Origin of the sequence: Polaromonas sp. CG_23.6 (assembly GCF_029892315.1) — a bacterium.
Classification (GTDB): domain Bacteria; phylum Pseudomonadota; class Gammaproteobacteria; order Burkholderiales; family Burkholderiaceae_C; genus Polaromonas.
Genome location: NZ_JARXUY010000004.1, coordinates 50868 through 68655, shown reverse-complemented (window position 1 = coordinate 68655; position 17788 = coordinate 50868). Strand labels below are relative to the sequence as shown.

Here is a 17788-nt window from a genome sequence, read left to right as displayed (position 1 = left end):
GCTTGAAAATCACGCCGCTGGATGCCGTGCTGCCCGATACGGCACAAGCCTTGATTGATCGGGCCGCGATGCTGCTGCCGCGCGTGAAGATCACCGACATGCTGATGGAGGTGGACGAGTGGACCGGTTTCACCGGCCACTTCACGCACCTCAAGACAGGAGAGCGCGCTAAGGACAAAACCTTGCTGCTCACGACCATCCTGGCCGATGCGATCAATCTGGGATTGACCAAGATGGCCGAGTCCTGCCCTGGCACGACCCATGCCAGGCTGTCGTGGCTGCAGGCCTGGCACATCCGGGACGAGACCTACGCAGCGGCGCTGGCCGATCTGGTCAACACGCAGCTGCGCCAACCCCTGGCGGCCCACTGGGGCGACGGCAGCACCTCGTCGTCCGATGGCCAGAACTTCAAAACCGCCAGCAAAGCCCAAAGCACGGGCCACATCAACCCAAAATACGGCAGCAGCCCTGGGCGAACTTTCTACACCCACATTTCCGACCAGTACGCCCCGTTTCATACCAAGCTGGTCAATGTCGGCGTGCGCGACTCGACCTACGTCCTGGACGGCCTGCTGTACCACGAGTCGGATCTGCGCATCGAGGAGCACTACACCGATACGGCCGGCTTCACCGATCATGTCTTTGCCCTGATGCACTTGCTGGGCTTTCGCTTTGCGCCGCGCATCCGCGACCTGGGCGAGACCCGGCTGTTCATCCCCAAGGGCCACGCCAGCTATGACGCGCTCGGGCCAATGATCAGCGGCGAGCGGCTCAACGTCAAACATATCCGTGCCCACTGGGATGAAATCCTGCGGCTGGCCACGTCGATCAAGCAGGGCACGGTCACGGCTTCGCTGATGCTCAGAAAACTCGCCAGCTACCCGCGCCAGAACGGCCTGGCCATCGCCCTGCGCGAGCTCGGGCGCATCGAGCGCACGCTGTTCATCCTGGACTGGCTGCAAAGCGTGGAGCTGCGCCGGCGCGTCAATGCCGGGCTGAACAAGGGCGAAGCGCGCAATGCGCTGGCCAGGGCCGTATTCTTCAACCGGCTGGGTGAAATCCGCGACCGGGGATTCGAGCAGCAGCGCTACCGCGCCAGTGGCCTGAACCTGGTGACGGCGGCCATCGTGCTGTGGAACACCATTTATCTGGAGCGGGTGGTCAATGCCTTGCGCGGGCACGAGCAGGGCATTGATGACAGGCTGCTGCAGCACCTCTCGCCGCTGGGCTGGGAGCACATCAACCTGACGGGCGACTACCTCTGGCGCAGCAGCGCCAAGGTCGGCGCGGGCAAATTTAGGTCTCTGCGCCCGCTTGCCAAGTCTTAACGTGCTTTATTTTCCGTTTTCTGTGACGACCCCTGGTCGGTCACGCCAAGGCGCTTCACCAGGTGGACCAGGTCAAGTGGATTGGCGCCGTGGTGCTTGGGGTCGCACTGGCGTTCGCAGGAACGGCCTGGCTGACGCACACCTCGGGCTATTCAAGCGGGTTTGAAACCGGCAAGGCGGCCGGCTACCAGGCGGCGGCGGATGAAAAAGCAATGGCAGCCTGGGCCAACACCGATCAGGGGCGTCTGGCCTACGAGCTGGCGCAGGCCGGCAGCGTGGAAAAGCTGGCCCATTGCAATGGCAAGGGATGGGAGTTGGAAAAGGGAACTTGCTACCCATACCCCGTGGTTGAGGATAAAAAAAGCATGGTTTACGGCTGGCCGGTTGGCAAATCGGCAAGAGGCACACCGTCTAGGAAGATCAATGTGTCCTGGTTCGATAGCCTGTTTGGGAGTGATGCATGAAAAAGTCGGTGCGGCAATCTCTGGGGTCCTCGGTTGGGTGAAATATGCCTGCGATTACCTATTTCGCAATGCCGAGAAATACCGCCAGGCAGCGCTCAATCTCCAGCATGCCATCGGCGTTCAGATGCCCGAAAGCCTCCCCGAGTTTGTCCTTTTTGACGGTCATCGCCTTGTCTACCATCACCTGGGATACTTTCTGCAACCCGTTCTCGGGGTTGGGTTTCACGGTCACGCGCAGCAGCGGGGCATCGACCAGGGCGCTCGACACGAGCAGCACAGTCACGCTCGCGTGCTCGTTGAACTGGTCGGACTGAACGATCAAGGCGGGCCGGGGTTTACCAAAATCACCCTGCATGGCGATGGTGACAAAGTCGCCCCGCCTCATGCGCTCCAGCCGTCCGCATCGGCCAGCGCATCATCCATGAAGTCGAGCAGGTCCACGTCAGCCATGTCAGCCTGCGCGGCCAGCCTGGACTGACGGCGGCACTCAGCCGCGAAATCGGGACGCCGGGTGTCGGGCACCCAGATTTGCACCGGGCGCAGCCCGGCCATGCGCAGTGCATCACGGCGCTTTTGAACGCGTACCGCCACGGAAAGAGCCATCGCAAACCTCCTTTTCATTAGTTACATGTAACTAATTTAGCAGATTTATAGGTTACATGCAACGCCTAATGGGGTCATCACAGGAAACGGAATTTAAAGCACGCCAAAGAATTCGCCATCGAGAGCTAATGCGGCTTTGCGAGTGTTTTCACTTTTGCGGCTGCATTCTTTTCTCGACACACATCAACTTTCCGAAGCCGATGCGAGAACGGTTTTTGAGAAGGCCGCAGGTGCTGCACTGGACTTGGAAGGGATGAATTCTCGGAAAAGCTGCTCGAAAACGGTCGTTTGCGAGAGCCTTCAGACGGCTAAATCGTTACCGTGCTTTAAATTCCGTTTCCTGTGACAACCCCAGGTATTCGGTGATGCCAGTGGCCCTGAAGGTGTGGCATCCAATCTTGGTCTTGATACCAGCCTGCTCGGCCCTGCGTCCAATCATTCGCCAGACATCAGACTGGCTCATCGGCCTGCTTGAGAGCGCACTGGTGCGGCCCGTGGCCGTGCAAAACAAGTAGGCTTTCGCCCCAGGCTTTGCGGCTTCCAGGTAGGCATGCAGGTAGTTATCCAGATTGTGGTGGCACGGCATCTCGTGCTCCTTGCCGCCTTTTTCATGCAAGCGCACCCAAGTGCGCCGCCCCTGCACATAGACATCTTCCACCTGCATCTTGATCACCGCGCCCACGCGGGCAAAGGTGTAGACCATCAGGCCGATCAACGCACGGTCTCTCAAGCCTGTGATGGTCGAGGTGTCAATCGCATCGATCAATGTCCGCGCCTCGTCGGCGGCCAGCACCGGGGTTTTTCCTTTTTTGACCGAATGCCTGGGACCGCGCACCGAGGAAGCTGGATTGACGGGCAGCACCTGGCCCACGACCAGCCAGTCGAACAGCACGCGCAGGGCGGCGAGTTGCAGTTTGATCGAAGGCGCTGTCATTTGCTGCTGCAGGCCTTCGATGTAGGTGGCGACGTGAACCGGCTCGATGGCCTGCAGATCGTGCAGACCGTGTTCGGCGCACCAGGCAGCAAAGCGGCTGACGGCGCGCGCGTAAGCTCGGCGGGTGTTGGGGTTGCGGATCTGCGCGGTGAAGAATTCAAGGGTCCGCTTGGCCGCTTGTGGGTTCGGCGTGAAAAGCGCTGGCAGGGTGGTCAGCGGGCTGGACGTGATTTGGGTGATGGCCTGGGACATTTCAGCGCATCCTATCATGAATGATAAAGGACGTTATCATTCATGAATGAATGCAATTGAAAATCTAACTTCAAACACGACAAGTCTGGCTGCGCTGGAGCTGGCCAGCCTGCCGGCACTGTTCAGGCCGACGCCTGCGGCCGCGCGCAGGACGCTGGAATTTTTCACTGCCAACATCCGCAACCCGAACACGCGCCGGGCGTATGCCCGGGTGGTCTCGCAATTCGCCGCCTGGTGCGCGGGGCACGGACTGCAGGACCTGGCCCGAATCGAGCCGGTGCATGTGGCGGCTTACATCGAGCAACTCCAGCTAAAGCTGGCGGCGCCCTCGGTCAAGCAGCACCTGGCGGCGCTGCGCGTCCTCTTCGACTGGCTGGTGGTCGGGCAGATCGTGCCCACGAACCCGGCCGGCTCGGTGCGCGGGCCACGCCATTCGGTTCGCAAGGGCAAGACGCCGGTGCTGGCCGCCGACGAGGCACGCGCCATGCTGGACGCCATCGACACCTCAACGGCCATCGGCCTGCGCGACCGGGCGCTGATCGCCCTGATGGTCTACACCTTTGCGCGGGTGGGGGCGGCCATCGGCATGCGCCTGGAAGATGTCTACGTGCAGGGCCGGCGCACTTGGGTGCGGCTGCATGAAAAAGGAGGCAAGGAACATGAAATGCCCTGCCACCACAACCTGGACGAGTATCTGCATGCCTACATCGACCAGGCACTGATCGATGGGCATAAGAAGGAATTCCTGTTTCGCTCCTCCAAAGGCCGCTCGGGCCTCCTGTCGGAGAACGCGATGGGCCAGGCCGATGTCTACCGGATGATTGGGCGGCGCGCGGCCGCCGCGTCGATCGCCACGAAGATCGGATGCCACTCCTTTCGGGCGACCGGAATCACGGAGTACCTTCGTAACGGCGGCAAGCTTGAAGTGGCCCAGCAGATGGCCAACCACGAGAGCGCGCGCACGACTGGGCTCTATGACCGGCGCCAGGATCAGGTGTCGCTCGATGAGGTCGAGCGCATTCTTATTTGAGCACAGCAGCGCCCACACGGCCTTTGTTGACGCTGACGCGCAATTGACCCTGGATGCCGCAATTCGTTGACGCACTTGCAAGCGGCGTAAAGCGTTGCCCAATAGATGGTTTCAAAGGTTGCAGATGGCTCAGTCGAAACCGGCAGCCCCCTGGGTTAAAACCGCATCAGCGTCAACACCCCACTTAACGCTTGAGGATGATGATAGGGAAGGCAGACGGTAGGCAAGCACCTACCGTCTCCAGCTAACTTGCTGGGCGTCTGGGGCGAAAGACTCCCACAATCAGAACATTAAAACTCCAGGCGACTCCTAGGGAAAACCAGAAAATACCGTAGGGTCCCTTCCAAGTGAGCGCCAGCGATGCCACGACAGGACCGACACAACCCCCCAAAGAAAACATCAACAAAATTGCAGCGCTGGCCGCAATGCGATGCTCGGACGCAAGACCGTCATTCACCAATGTGACCGACAATGCATAAACTGTGAACATCATGCCGGCGTACAGGCAAATCAGTGCTGTGATGCCCAGTGCGCCCTGATTGCAGACCACTCCTAAACTGATGAGTCCAATCACGAAGCAGACAAAGAACAGCACCTTGCGCCGGTTGAACCGGTCAGACAGCATGCCCATGGGCCACTGAAAGAGCAAAGCCGACAGCAACGCCGAGAACATGATCCCGGAGATCTGACCGACCGAAATGCTGATGTTTTTGAGAAACAGTGGCATGAGGGAATAAAACGTGCTGTTGAGCAGGCCTGCCACAACGCATCCTGCCATCCCCAGCGGGGCGAGGGAAACGGTTTTTACGATCGCACGCAGGTTGAACCGCGGGCGCAGCAGGCCTGGCAAGGTGGGACCACCTGAAAAATCTCTCAGCAAGATGGGAAGGAGCGAAGCCGAAAACAACACGGCGATCAGAGCGAACAACGCATTGCCGGTAGGACTGGCCAGGTTTAGCAGCAGCTGTCCGCTGGACACGCCAAGGTAGGTCGTCATCATGTACAACGCAAACACCCGGCCCCGCACCTGGTTGCTTGCGGCGGCATTAAGCTGGCTTTCCACCACCGAAAATATGCCTGCCAGGCAGGCGCCTGTGACGAGGCGCAGAAAAAACCAGACCAACAGCCCTGAAAAAAAGGCATGCCCCAGACTGGCGCAGGCCACAACCGCGGCAAATGTCGAAAACGCGCGCTGTGGGCCAATCCGGCCTATCAATTTTCCGGCCGTGATAGCCCCCAGCATGAACCCCAGGTAGTAAGCGGACTGCACCACGCCAACGGCCGTCGCTGAGAAGGCCGGCGACGCCAGCCGCAAGGACACCAGGGTGCCGAGCAAGCCGTTTCCGGTAATCAGCACGGCAAATCCCGTTAGCAGGATTGCAATGCGGGCCCGCGATGAGATTGCCACAGGCGCTGAGGGCCGTATCCCAAAACGAGACGGCATACGTCGTGGCCGCTTCAGGCGGTGGCGCCTGAAGCGGCCACGGGCGCTAGAACCAGGTTCAGAAAGTTGTCGAACGGGTGGCCTGGCTGGTCGATTTGGGCGAGTGCTGTAGCCAGGACGTTAGCGCGGGACTGGCCCATGACGGGCTCGCTCAACGCCCTGAATTTCTGGTCGATCTCCTCTTCAGACAGCGCGTTTTCCGGGTTGCCCCGGGCAATCGCGGGTTCCGAGTCCATCACCTGGCCGTCATGCATGGTAACGCGCACATGCGCCCAGCGCTCGGCCGGGAAGCGGTCGTTGTAAAGCCTGTTTTCATGCAGCACCACGCTGCCGGACAGGCGTTGCGTTAGCACGTCATTCAGGGCGGCATCGGACAGCTCGGCCGCGCCCAGGGTGCCGTGGCGCAATGCCGAAGCGACTGAAAAGGGCAAGCTGTACTGGGCCTGCTCGGTGGTGGCCGGCAAGCGGGTGGCGAGCCGACAGGCTTCGTGAAATGACCAGACCTCAATGCTTTGGATTGCTGCTGGCGTCAAGCGGTGAACACGCGCCAGGGCCATGGCCGCTTCGACGGCAGGCTGGGCCCAGCGGCACACCGGATGAGGCTTGAAGTACTGGTCAAGTATCAGCCAGCGCTCGCCCAGGTCTGCCCACAGCGGCGCGAGTTCGGCGGCTTCCAGCGTCAGCGCTGGCGCACCGGTGAAGCCTTCTGCGGCCAGGTAGGCGGCGCTGACACCGCCCATCGCTCCCCAGCCCGAGCCGTCCTTGACCATGGTCGGGTGATCGATACAGCGCATCATCTGACTGCGCGGCCCATGGTATTCGGCGATACCCAGGGCTTCGCGCGTTGGCTGCGGCCCCAGCCGCAGGTTCCGGGCACCCAAAGCGGCGCAGGCAATCGTGTTCCAGGCACCTGACGTGTGGTAGTCGCTGGCGCTGGCGTGCAGCGCCACACCGGCACGCGTGGCAATCTCATAGCCGATCACGATCTGGGTGAGAAACTCTTGGCCATCCATCGTTTTCAGTGCATCGGCAAACGCCAGGACTGACGGCAGCACCGCCACGCCGATATGGCCTTTGGTCAGCACATGGCCATCATGCGCATCAAAACTGTCAATTGTCATACCACCGGCCAGCGCGGCGCCTACCTGACTGACACGGCGCCCGTCAAACAGCATGCGCGCACTGCGTTTGCCGGCGCCGAAGTGCTCGATCGCATGGCGGCGGATGATGCTTGAGAGCAGCGACTGGCTGCCTGCCGCGGCCACCCCGAGCAGATCCAAAACACAGCGCCTGGCCTGCGCCAGCACCGGGGCCGGCAGATGCTCGTGGCGGGTGTGGTGGATGAATTCAAACAACTGCATGGCTCACTCTCCGGTGAAAACCGGCACCCGGCGCGCCAGCATGGCATTAACCGCCTCTTGATGATCGCGCGTGTGATGTGCCAGCGCCTGCATCGCCGCGGACAGTTCTAGCAGGCTTTCGAGCGACGAATGCTGCCCTTCGCGCAGCAGCTTTTTTGTCATGCGCAAAACGTCTGGCGGATTGACCGTGATCCTGCGGGCCAGCGCCAGCGCCGCGTTCATAAGCTGGCCGGGCGCAACGACCTGAGACACCAGGCCCCAGGCGAGCGCCGTTGAGGCGTCAATCGCATCCCCTGTGAACGCCATTTCGCAAGCCCTGGACAGGCCAATCGCCCGCGGCAGCAACCAGGCCCCGCCGTCGCCAGGAATGATGCCAACCTTGACAAAACTTTCGGCAAAGCGCGCGTTATCGGAGGCGATGCGCATATCGCACATCAGCGCCAAGTCGCAGCCAGCGCCGATCGCAGGTCCGTTCACTGCAGCGATGGTGGGAACTTCGCAGTGGTAAAGCGCGCGCGGAATGCGCTGAATGCCGTTTCTGTAGCCTTCTCGCAGCTGCGCCGGTGTGCCGCCAAACATACCCTCGCGGTCCTGCATGTGCTTGACGTTTCCGCCCGATGAAAAGGCCGATCCGGCGCCTGTCAGCACGACGGCGCGGATCGCATGATCGCGATTGATCATGAGAACGGCGTCTTCAAGCGCCGCGATCGTATCGCCGTCCGAGATCGGGTTGCGCGTTTCGGGGCGATTGAGCGTGAGGATGCAAACGCCGTCTTGTAGCTCGATAAGCAAAGGTGAGGTCATGAGGGAGTGAGCTCCGTTGCCAGCGCGGTCAGTTCTCGCTTCATGACTTTGCCGCTAGGGTTGGTGGGAAGGCTGTCAACAAAGTAAAAGCGCTTGGGCCGCTTAAAGGCGGCCATCTGCTGGCTACTCTTGCAAAATGCGTCGATGCTGTCTTTGGTCAGCGCAGCGTCGCTGCGCACAATAAAGGCGCTGATGATGCTGCCCCACTTGTTGTCGGGCAGCCCGATGACGGCCGCCTCGCGCACGCCCGGGCAGGTGTGCAAAACTTCTTCCACCTCGCGCGGATAGATATTTTCTCCACCCGAGACAATCATGTCGTCGGCCCGCCCCTGGAAATAGTGGTAGCCCTGTTCATCGCATCTGAACAGATCGCCTGTGTAGAGCCAGCCATGGCGAAGCCGCTTGTCTGACTCGGCCGGATTGTTCCAATAGCCGGGTGTCATCTGTGGGCCCTGCACGATCAGCTGGCCCACTTCTCCGTCGGCAACGCATTCGTCGGGACGCACGTCGCGCGCCGGATCGTTGATGACAACGCGTGTGCGGCTGATCAACGTGGATTTGCCGCAAGAACCTAGCCGGCTCAGCGCGTCGCGCGGATTGAGCAGCAGCGTCAGGCTGGCTTCGGTCATGCCGTACCCGTTGTAAAGGCGCGGGCTGAACTCGGTCATTACACGCTCCATCGTGGCAGAAGGAATGGCTGCGCCGCCGGTGGTGATCATCTGCAGCGAGGACGTGTCGTAGGCCTTGAAATCGGGGTGAAACAGCATTTCCTGAATTTGGGTGGGGACGGCAAAAAGGCTGGTGATGCGTTCGGCTGCGATGGCGGCCAGTGTGCCGGCTGCCGAATAGCGCGCCGCGATGATGTTGGCAGCGCCGACGAACAAGTGGGGTGTGAAATAGGCCTGCATGCCGCCGACATGGTAGAGCGGCGCAATGTGCAGCGCACGGTCGTCGGCGCCGAGCTGGTATTCGAGCGCGCAGTTCATGGCAATCGCCACATCGTTTTCGTGGGTATGGATCACCCCCTTGGCGCGCCCGGTGGTTCCCGAGGTGTAAACCAGCGCCGAGATCATCTCGGGGCGCACATGGGCATTGGGCTCTTGCGCAGACGCCATGGCCATCAGGGAATCAAAGTCGTGGCTTGCGCCAACGCTGGCGCTGCCCGATGCCCCACCCACCTGAATCTTAAACAGGCCGTCGTCGGCTGCCGTTGCCAGCAGTGCCACCGCTGACAAATCCGCACCGTAAATAAGCGCGCGCGCGCCAGAGTCGTTCAAGATATGGGCCAGCTCGCCGGCTGACAGCCTGAAATTGACCGGTACCGCAATGGCGCCCAGCTTTTGGCAGGCCAGAAATACGGTGGCCGCGGCTTCGCCGGAGTGAATGAAAATGGCCACCCGGTCGTAAGAACGTATGCCGAGCGCGGCAAGGACGTTGGCCGCCTGGTTGATACGGCGGTTCCAGTGCAGATAGGTCCAGCGCCTGCCATCCGACACCAGGGCTTCGCGGTCAGGATGTCGCTCGACCGTCCGCATAACCATGGACGCGATTGTCAATCGGGAGTTCATCAATGTGTCTCCAGCATTCACAGGTTGGGCTTGAGGGTGGGAAGGTCGACGCTAGCGATCAGGTACTTGACCATTTCACTGGTGCCGCCGACGATGGTGAGGGCGCGGGCATCGCGGTAAATCTGTTCGGCCCGCCCGTACTCTTTGGTCAGACCGTCGCCGCCCAGAATCTGCACTGTCTGGTCGGCGCAATACAGCGCGGCCTCGGTGGACACCAGCTTGGCCTGGGAGGCGGGTTTCATCAGCTCTTTCGGGCTTAGTGTTCCCGCGTCATAGAGCTTGGCGGCCCGGTAGGTCAGCAGCTCCGCCGCATCGATGCGCCAGCTCATCTCGGCGATCTTGTCCCAGATCAATTGCTTGCAGCCCAGCTTTTGGCCGAACGACTCCCGCGTCTGCGCGTGCTTGACCGCAATTTCGAAGGCGCTCCGGGCAACGCCCAGCGCCGAGCCGCCCAGGATGACCCGCTCGAAATTGAACATGCCCAGCATGATGCGAAAGCCACCGTCGCGCTCGCCCAGCAAATGGTCGGCGGGCACCCGGCAGTCGCGAAATTCGACTTCTCCGACAATGCAGCCGCGCCGGCCCATGAAATGGTAATTGCGTGGAAAAGACATCCCCGGCGCCGAACGCGGTACGACCAGCGCGCTCATGCCCTTCTGGGCTGGCACATTTGCCGAGGTGATGCCGTAAACAATGTAGGTGTCGGCTACCGACGCATTGGAGATATAGCGTTTAAAGCCGTTGATGACCCACTCATTAGTAGATTCATCAAATTCGATCCGGGTCTGCATGCCGGCACTGTCGGAGCCCACACCGGCTTCCGTGACGCCGATGGCGCCCACTTCAAGGCCTTCTACGATGCCGTGAAGGTAGCGTTCCCGAACGCGGGGGGTGGCATGCCGGTGCAGGGGATAAGCGCATGAGATCGCCGTGCCAATGGTGGTGTCAAAGGCGTAGTTGATGGCCGCAGCCTCTTCAGAAAGAATGGTCGCATGCGTCAGGCCCGGGTGTTTGAGCAGCCCGCTGTACAGGTCGGCAAACATGAGTTTGAGATAGCCGGCCTGACCGACCTTTCGCACCGCTGCCTTGACGCTGTCCCAGTCCTCGCGCTCTTCAATGGCGTTAGCGCGTGGCAGCAGCTCCGCAGCGAGCAGGCCGCGGGCTTCTTCCCGGAAGGACTTGTCTTCCGCGTTCAAGAGAAAATCTTTCATTTAAGGCCTTTCGCCAGTATCAGGAAGGTCTCGCCGAGCCATCAGCCGACCCATTTCACGACGGACCAGTGGCAGGTTGGAGTCGCGCAGGGTCGGCAATTGAAAGCGTGCGTTTCGAACGCCGCTGTAGTTCAGTTCCGCCGTCAGCAAGCAGGGCTTGTCGTCGGACTGCGCCAGAATTTCGCCAAAAGGATCGACAATCCGCGAGCCGCCCCAGAAACGCGCAGCGCCTTCAGCGCCAACGCGGTTGGCCATGAGAACTGGTACGCCGTACATCATGGCGTAGAAGCGGGTGACCAGATCCCAACCCTTGGGATTTGAAAACTCGTCGCTGACAGCGCCGATGGCCGAATTGATAGGTGCCAGTAAAAGCGTCGCACCTTGCAACATCGACAGGTGTACCAGCGCCGGGTTCCACAGGTCGGCACATGTCAGCAGGCCAGCCGTCCAGTGCGAGGAAACATTAAAGGGATCTAGCTGATGCCCCGCGGCAAACAATTTACCCTCTTCCAGCCTGCCGTAAGTTGGCAAATTGACCTTGCGATGAAGGTGCACGAGTTGCCCGTTTTTGACCATTGCGGCGGCGTTATAAAACTGCGCGGCTGGCGCCTCTTCGACAAAACCGAACACCACGGTCATTCCCTTTGCGGCTTGCGCCAGGGTCTGTATGGTCACGGATTTGCGCGTCAGCGCAAGCTCGGGGACAGCGTTGCCCAGGCCGTACCCGGTAAGGGAAAGTTCGGGAAACAAAAGCAGTTCCACGCCTGCACTGCCGGCCTCGGCGATCAGCTGCAAATGGACCTGCAGGTTATGCGCCAGATCGCCCAGCTTGCAGTCGATCTGCGCAATACCTACTTTGAGACGAGTGTCTGTGCTCATGGTTTTCTTTGGGCTGATTGCGCTATGCCTGCTCAGTTCAAGCCGGCATCTTTCAGAAATTGAGTCGCCACGGCTTCAATCGTTTTTTTGTCGACGTCCACGCTGGCATTGAGCTTGCCCATGATGCTGTCATCGAGCTTGGCAGACAAGGCGTTCAACAGAGGGACAATTTTCGGATTGGCGTCCATCGCCTGTTTGCGGATCACCGGCGTGAGAGCGTAGGCGGGGAAAAAAGTCTTATCGTCCTTCAACAGCACAAAGTCGAATGCAGGAACGCGGCCGTCGGTGGCGAACACCAGCGCGACGTCAACCTGTTTTTCCTTCAGCGCCTGGTAGGTCAGCCCGCTGTCCATGCGGCGAACGTTGTCGCGGCTGAACTCAAAGCCATAAGCTTCCTGCAAGGGCTTGAGCCCGTCTGGGCGCGCGGCGAATTCTGCATTGCTAGCCAGTGACAAACCGGCGCCACCTTTCACCGCCTTGGCCAGGTCGCTCAGGGTTTTGATGTTTTTGCTTTCCGAGTCGGCCCGGCGCATCGCCAGCGCATAGGTGTTGTTGGCTTTGGACGGATTCAGCCAAACCAGACCTTTCGCGGCGTCGAGCTCCTTGACGCGCTTGTAGGTCTCGTCGGCCGTCAGACGGTCATTGATCTTGTTGTAGGTGATCAGCGAGGTGCCGGTGTACTCCCAGTACACATCAATCTGTCCGTTTTCCTGGGCTTGGCGTATCACCGCACTGCCAAGCCCGGCCTTCTTTTCAACCGCAATCCCCTTGGCCTGCAACAGCTGCGTGGTGATTTCGGCCATCAGCTGCTGCTCGGTGAAATTTTTGCCTCCTACTGTTAGCGCTTGCGCTGAATGAAAGCTCAGCGCCAGCGCGCCAGCGGCAAGCAGTGCGCCAAGGCGCTTGAAGGTCGTACGTGTGGTCATGGTTGTCTCCTGTGGGTTGTTTGAAAAATTCTCAGCGCTGGGGGTTAACCCCGCGCGGTACCAGGTAAAAAGCGATCAGGCTTACGGTAAAATCAACAATCACGGCCAGCCCCGCCGTGGGGAGCGCACCGGCCAGCATCATGGCCGGCTCATTGAGGTCGATGCCGGTGAAGATTAATTCCCCCAGGCCACCACCACCAATCAAAAAGGCCAGCGGGACCGTTCCCACATTGATGGCCAGGGCAGTACGCACGCCGGCCAAAATGACATACAAGGCATTGGGTAATTCCACTTGGACCAACAGCTGCACAGGCGTCATTCCCATGCCGCGCCCAGCCTCCAACAAATGAGGCTCAACGCCGCGCAGGCCGGCGATGGTGTTGCGGACAATCGGCAACAAAGTGACTGCCCACAGCGCAAAAACAGCGGGCCGCGTCCCAATGCCCAGCCAGCTCATGGAAAGCGCCAAAATGGCCAGCGTCGGGATGGTCGCGCCGAGATTGAGCACCTGCAACCCCGCCTCGGCGAACCGCGCTACTGAGTCCCGGCTCAGAATGATGCCCAATGAAATTCCGGTCAGTATGGCCAGCCCGCCCGACAGCGCTGCGAGCACAAGGTGCTGCTTGAGCAGGTGCGCAATATCCCCTCCGTACGTGTGCAGCATGCCAGGAAGGCCCAGCGGTATCGATAACAGCGCCAGAACGAGCAGGCCCAGCGCCCACGGCATCGCCGCGAGGCCGACGGATCGAAGTCTTGCGATTGGCATGGTCAAGCCTTCGCCTGTGCGTAGGTTTTGCCCAGCATGTGGGTGACTGTGCGCTGGTCCAGCGTTCCCACGAAGCGCCCGTCCTCATCCACGCAGGCCAGCCATTCGACATTGTTTTCAAACATCTTTGAAACTGCCGCCCGAAGGTCGGCCGTGATCAGAACGCAGGCCGTCAGCTCCGTGGAATGCTCCCGGCAAGTACCCCCGCGCGGCTCCGGGCTGGCGGCAGTGACAAAGCCTTCAGGTTGGCCTGCCGGGTTGGTCACCACCAGGTAGGCAGCGCCAGATTCACGCATCATGGCCTTGGCGTAAACGATGTCGGTTTCGCCTTTTGCGCTTGGCGCGGCTGAGGCCATCAATTCGGACACACGCACCAGGCCAAGTCGCTTGAGGGTTCGGTCGGCACCGACAAAATCAGCGATGAAGGGCTGAGCTGGATGCGCCAGCACATTGTCGGGGGTATCGAACTGCTCGAGCTTGCCAGCGCTAAAAATGGCGATCTTACTGCCCATCTTGACGGCTTCGTCGATGTCATGGCTCACAAACAGAATGGTTTTCTGCAACTTCTTTTGCAGTTTCAAAAATTCGTCCTGAATGGACGCGCGATTGATCGGGTCGATCGCGCCGAAGGGCTCGTCCATCAGCATGACCGGCGGGTCAGCAGCCAGCGCACGAGCAACACCTACGCGCTGCTGCTGGCCGCCCGAAAGCTCTTTCGGGTAACGCTTTAAAAATGTTGCCGGATCAAGCGCAGTCATCTCCAGCAATTCAGCGGCCCGCCTGCGCGAGCGGTTAATGTCCCAGCCGAGCAGTCGCGGCACGACGCAAATGTTTTCTTCAATGGTCATGTTGGGAAACAGGCCCACTTGCTGGATGACGTAGCCAATCTTGCGGCGCAGCTCGACGGTCGGCATGTCCGTTGTGTCCTGCCCGTCGATCAGCACCCGGCCGGAAGTGGGCGCAATGATGCGGTTGACCATCTTGAGCGTGGTCGTCTTGCCGCAACCGGACGGGCCGAGCAGCACGCAGATCTCCCCCGTGGCAACCTCCATGTTGATATGGTCGGCCGCCACAACTTGCCGCGTCGGGGTATTGAATACCTTGGTCAGTTGCTCTAGTTTGATCATGAAATGTCTCGTTGAAAACGACAGGGGTGCTGGCTGCGCGCGGGGTTGGCAGATCAACTAGCGGCGAATGCCGATGGGCGTGAGCCAATGCTGCAGCCGGGCCAGAAAGAAATCGACGAAGATGGCGAGCAAACTGACGGCCAGGGCGCCGGCGATCAGCTGGCGCGGGTCGGTCTGGGAGATGCCCCTGCTAATAAAGGTCCCCAGACCGCCAGCGCCGATGTACGCAGCAATGGCCATGATCCCGATGTTCATGACGACCGCAGTCCGCACGCCGGCCATGATGACCGGAATGGCCAGCGGAATTTCGACGCGCCTAAGGCGCTGCATCGGCGTCATGCCAAGGCCGCGTGCCGCTTCGCGCAGCGCCGGGTCAACGTTGTTGATGGCCGTATAGGTGTTGCGGATGATCGGCAGCTGGGAGTACAGCATCACGGCAATCACCGCTGGCAGGTAGCCAATGCCCTGACCAATCCTGGAAAGAATGGGGATCATGAAGCCAAACAGGGCAATTGACGGGATGGTCATGACAATCGAGGCGATGTAGAGAACAAACTTTGCAGCGCGTTCGTTCTGGGTGATGGCGATGCCTGTGGGTACACCCGTCAGCACCGCAATGCCGACGGCGACACTGACCAGCAGGACATGCTCAAGCGTCTTGGCGCCCAGCAATCCCAGATTTTCTAAAATGAATTGAATTGTCTCCATAGCCTTTTTTTGGTTGCCCCTCGGGGTGGCGCCAGCTTTCTTCTCAGGGGTTCAATGTAATTTTTGATCAACAAACGCAATGCAAAAAAAACGGCATTTAGCGATGTAAAAACGACATTTCTCTACGGTGCGGGTAATCCCTTATCGGTATTCGGACGCCGGTTTTACAGTCCGTTATACGGCACGCAAGCGCAGTCTTATGGCATGGGGCGAGCTGCTAAAAACCTGCACATAAGACGCCGAAAAGTGCGCTGCGGACGAAAATCCGCAGGCCACTGCTATCTCCAAAATCGACATGGATGTTTGCTCTAGCAGCGCTGTCGCACGCTCCAAGCGCATGCGTTTGTAAAAGCGTGCTGGCGTAGAGCCCAAACGATCCTGGAACAGCCGTTCGAAATGTCGTTGCGACAAGCCCACCAGTTCGGCAATCGTGGCGCAGGCCAGCGGATCTTCGAGGTGGGTTTCCATGTGGGAAATGGCCTCAACCAGCCGTGGATGATCGACACTGAACCGCACCGGCAATGCCATCCGCTGCAGATCGTGAGCAGGGCGAATTTTTGGATGAATGCACTGCTCCGCAATGGACTGCGCGAGTGCCTTTCCATGACGCAGGCCAATCAGATGCATCATCAAATCAAGACCGGCAGTTCCGCCCGAACAGGTAAATCGGTCGCGGTCACATTCAAACAGTTCTTCGCTCGTGAAAATGCCGGGATATTGCTCGCGAAATCCGTCCAAATTTTCCCAGTGAATGGTACTTTTATAGCCATTAAGTAACCTGGCGCGGGCCAGTATCAACGGCCCTGTCGAGGTGGCGCCAAGCCGCACGCCTCTTTTAACCATATCGCGCAACCAGCCAAATATTGCGGTATTGCAGTATTTCAGGGGATTGATGCCGGCGACAACGATCAGCGTGTCGATGTCGGCGCTTTCTTCACGCTGTCGGGTAGGCAAAAACTCGATGCCATTGCTCGGACGGATGACATCATCATCAGGGGAAAAAAGCTGCCAGTTGTAGAGTTGTACCTTGCTGATCCGGTTGGCCATGCGCAAAGGTTCCAGGACCGAGGCAAACGACAGCATAGAAAACTCGGGCATCAGCAAAAATCCGAAATATTCTGTCTTGCTGGGTGCTGGGGCGCTCGCAGCAAGGCTTTGGGACAAGCCCGAAAGAGGTGCTTTTCGCTTCGGTTTCATCTGTAGTTGATTGTCCTGTTGATGGAAAGTGTTGTTAACACTGACTGGAAATTGACCCCCCGCCGCACCCCCCCCCTGGGTCAATTTCCAGTGAGCGCCAACTTCCAGGCCAACCGCTTTGACTCTGATCCGTGTGTTTGGATTCGCTTTCACTCACTGAATACACAGGCGAGAACGCCCTGCCAGAACCAGGGAAGGTGTCACTCATGCTTGAGTGAACATAACGCCTGTCGGCAAATGCATGACTGGTGGGCATAGCAAGCCCGACATTTAGCGCAACTGGCTGCAAAAATCTCATGTCACCGCTTCGTGCCATGGATTCAACAGTGTCACCCCTGTGTTGACAAAATCCTGCGTATTGCGCGTGACCACCGTGAAGCCGTGCTCGATGGCCGTGGCCGCGATCATGGAGTCGCGCTCCGAGCGAGGATTGGGCACATGCAGTGAGGCACAGATCGTCGCCGAGTGGTCTGTAAAAGGCAGGATTCGCCCAGCGAATGCGGCTCGAACACCGGTCAACCAGACGCGCAGTGCGCTGCCTTGCGGCGGCGTGCGGCGCTCCAGCGCCAAGATGCCTTGCTCCAGTTCCAGAATCGTGATGGCCGAGAAGAATAGCCTGCCCGTGGACTGCGCTGCAGCCCACCGGCGCACTTCGGGCGACTGGTTGGGCTTGCCGTGGCGCAATTCTGAAATCACATTGGTATCGAGAATGAACATCCAGCGCCTTTAATCAAATTCAGCGGGTTGGATCTGGATGTCCAGTCGCGGCGGGTTGAACTCGATGCCGATTCCACCAGAAATGCCATCCATGACGCTCAGAAATGAGGGTTCGCCCTGGCCAACGATACGGTAGTAGTCCTCAATCTTGAGCAGTGCAAAAGCAGGCCGCCCCCGATCCGTAATGAAAACCGGCCCCTCTATGGCAGCCCGCTTGGCTGCCGATACGTCACGGGTGAAGTCCCGGCTGGAAAACGTGTGGACTGACATGATGATCTCCTTTCGAGGAAGCAATGTTTGTATGTTACGACAAACATTTCAAATCGTCAATTTGTTGGCTTTTGCAACCCTTGAGATATCGTTATGAAGAAAGGTACCTTTTCCTGTCATTGTTTTCTGGAGCGGTTTATTGACACTTTTCAGCCCAAAAACTCAATCTAATCCGAGCTTTTAGTGTGTCAACAAAACG

Annotated in this window: 19 protein-coding genes; 3 read left to right on the top strand and 16 right to left on the bottom strand. The window is 59.5% G+C overall.

Features of this window, described 5'->3' with window-relative positions; all coding sequences use genetic code 11:
• Both H4V98_RS21570 and H4V98_RS21565 read left to right on the top strand, forming a co-directional pair.
• Window positions 1-1328 (top strand): Tn3 family transposase (locus H4V98_RS21570; RefSeq protein WP_280758081.1); only part of this gene is annotated, 1328 nt, incomplete at its 5' end.
• A gap of 62 nt (window positions 1329-1390) precedes the next feature.
• Window positions 1391-1792 carry a hypothetical protein gene (locus H4V98_RS21565; protein ID WP_280758080.1) on the top strand — a complete coding sequence of 134 codons (402 nt, stop codon included), beginning with the start codon at window positions 1391-1393 and terminating at the stop codon, window positions 1790-1792.
• A gap of 58 nt (window positions 1793-1850) precedes the next feature.
• Here H4V98_RS21565 and H4V98_RS21560 read toward each other — a convergent pair whose 3' ends face one another.
• From H4V98_RS21560 to H4V98_RS21550, 3 genes are all read right to left on the bottom strand, one after another.
• A complete protein-coding gene (locus H4V98_RS21560) occupies window positions 1851-2177 on the bottom strand; it encodes a type II toxin-antitoxin system PemK/MazF family toxin (RefSeq protein ID WP_280758079.1) in 327 nt (108 codons plus the stop codon).
• A complete protein-coding gene (locus H4V98_RS21555; RefSeq protein WP_036803499.1) occupies window positions 2174-2395 on the bottom strand; it encodes an antitoxin MazE family protein in 222 nt (73 codons plus the stop codon). Before H4V98_RS21555 ends, H4V98_RS21560 begins: the two co-directional genes overlap by 4 nt.
• 316 nt (window positions 2396-2711) lie before the next feature.
• On the bottom strand, window positions 2712-3581 hold the full coding sequence (locus H4V98_RS21550) for a tyrosine-type recombinase/integrase (protein WP_280758078.1): 870 nt from the start codon (window positions 3579-3581) through the stop codon (window positions 2712-2714).
• A gap of 46 nt (window positions 3582-3627) precedes the next feature.
• Between H4V98_RS21550 and H4V98_RS21545 the strand changes: the two genes are divergently transcribed.
• Complete coding sequence (locus H4V98_RS21545) at window positions 3628-4611, top strand: tyrosine-type recombinase/integrase (RefSeq protein WP_280758077.1); 984 nt, start codon at window positions 3628-3630, stop codon at window positions 4609-4611.
• Between the two features lie 244 nt (window positions 4612-4855).
• On the opposite strand, the gene H4V98_RS21540 is transcribed toward H4V98_RS21545, so the two are convergent.
• The 13 genes from H4V98_RS21540 to H4V98_RS21480 all read right to left on the bottom strand — a co-directional run bounded on the left by H4V98_RS21540 (window position 4856) and on the right by H4V98_RS21480 (window position 17589).
• Window positions 4856-6055, bottom strand: coding sequence for an MFS transporter (locus tag H4V98_RS21540; RefSeq protein ID WP_280758076.1), 1200 nt, complete (start codon window positions 6053-6055; stop codon window positions 4856-4858).
• A 14-nt stretch (window positions 6056-6069) separates the two neighbouring features.
• Window positions 6070-7416 carry an MmgE/PrpD family protein gene (locus tag H4V98_RS21535; protein ID WP_280758075.1) on the bottom strand — a complete coding sequence of 449 codons (1347 nt, stop codon included), beginning with the start codon at window positions 7414-7416 and terminating at the stop codon, window positions 6070-6072.
• Between the two features lie 3 nt (window positions 7417-7419).
• Entirely contained in the window at window positions 7420-8220 is an 801-nt protein-coding gene (locus H4V98_RS21530) for a crotonase/enoyl-CoA hydratase family protein (RefSeq protein WP_280758074.1), read from the bottom strand.
• Window positions 8217-9761, bottom strand: coding sequence for an AMP-binding protein (locus H4V98_RS21525; protein WP_280758073.1), 1545 nt, complete (start codon window positions 9759-9761; stop codon window positions 8217-8219). Before H4V98_RS21525 ends, H4V98_RS21530 begins: the two co-directional genes overlap by 4 nt.
• A 44-nt stretch (window positions 9762-9805) precedes the next feature.
• Complete coding sequence (locus tag H4V98_RS21520; RefSeq protein ID WP_280758072.1) at window positions 9806-10999, bottom strand: acyl-CoA dehydrogenase family protein; 1194 nt, start codon at window positions 10997-10999, stop codon at window positions 9806-9808.
• Entirely contained in the window at window positions 11000-11878 is an 879-nt protein-coding gene (locus tag H4V98_RS21515; protein ID WP_280758071.1) for a nitrilase-related carbon-nitrogen hydrolase, read from the bottom strand.
• A gap of 32 nt (window positions 11879-11910) precedes the next feature.
• Window positions 11911-12804, bottom strand: a complete 894-nt coding sequence (locus H4V98_RS21510; RefSeq protein WP_280758070.1) for a glycine betaine ABC transporter substrate-binding protein — start codon at window positions 12802-12804, stop codon at window positions 11911-11913.
• A 31-nt stretch (window positions 12805-12835) separates the two neighbouring features.
• Window positions 12836-13570: an ABC transporter permease gene (locus tag H4V98_RS21505; protein ID WP_348535243.1), complete on the bottom strand. Its 735-nt coding sequence runs from the start codon at window positions 13568-13570 to the stop codon at window positions 12836-12838.
• Between the two features lie 2 nt (window positions 13571-13572).
• The gene (locus H4V98_RS21500; RefSeq protein ID WP_280758068.1) at window positions 13573-14697 is read right to left on the bottom strand and encodes an ABC transporter ATP-binding protein; all 1125 of its coding nucleotides are present in this window, start codon (window positions 14695-14697) and stop codon (window positions 13573-13575) included.
• Between the two features lie 57 nt (window positions 14698-14754).
• Window positions 14755-15405: an ABC transporter permease gene (locus H4V98_RS21495; RefSeq protein WP_280758067.1), complete on the bottom strand. Its 651-nt coding sequence runs from the start codon at window positions 15403-15405 to the stop codon at window positions 14755-14757.
• A 174-nt stretch (window positions 15406-15579) separates the two neighbouring features.
• On the bottom strand, window positions 15580-16602 hold the full coding sequence (locus tag H4V98_RS21490) for a GlxA family transcriptional regulator (protein ID WP_280758066.1): 1023 nt from the start codon (window positions 16600-16602) through the stop codon (window positions 15580-15582).
• A gap of 294 nt (window positions 16603-16896) precedes the next feature.
• On the bottom strand, window positions 16897-17319 hold the full coding sequence (locus tag H4V98_RS21485) for a type II toxin-antitoxin system VapC family toxin (RefSeq protein ID WP_280758065.1): 423 nt from the start codon (window positions 17317-17319) through the stop codon (window positions 16897-16899).
• Window positions 17320-17328: 9 nt separating this feature from the next.
• Window positions 17329-17589, bottom strand: a complete 261-nt coding sequence (locus tag H4V98_RS21480; protein ID WP_280758064.1) for a hypothetical protein — start codon at window positions 17587-17589, stop codon at window positions 17329-17331.
• Between the last annotated feature and the right edge of the window lie 199 nt (window positions 17590-17788).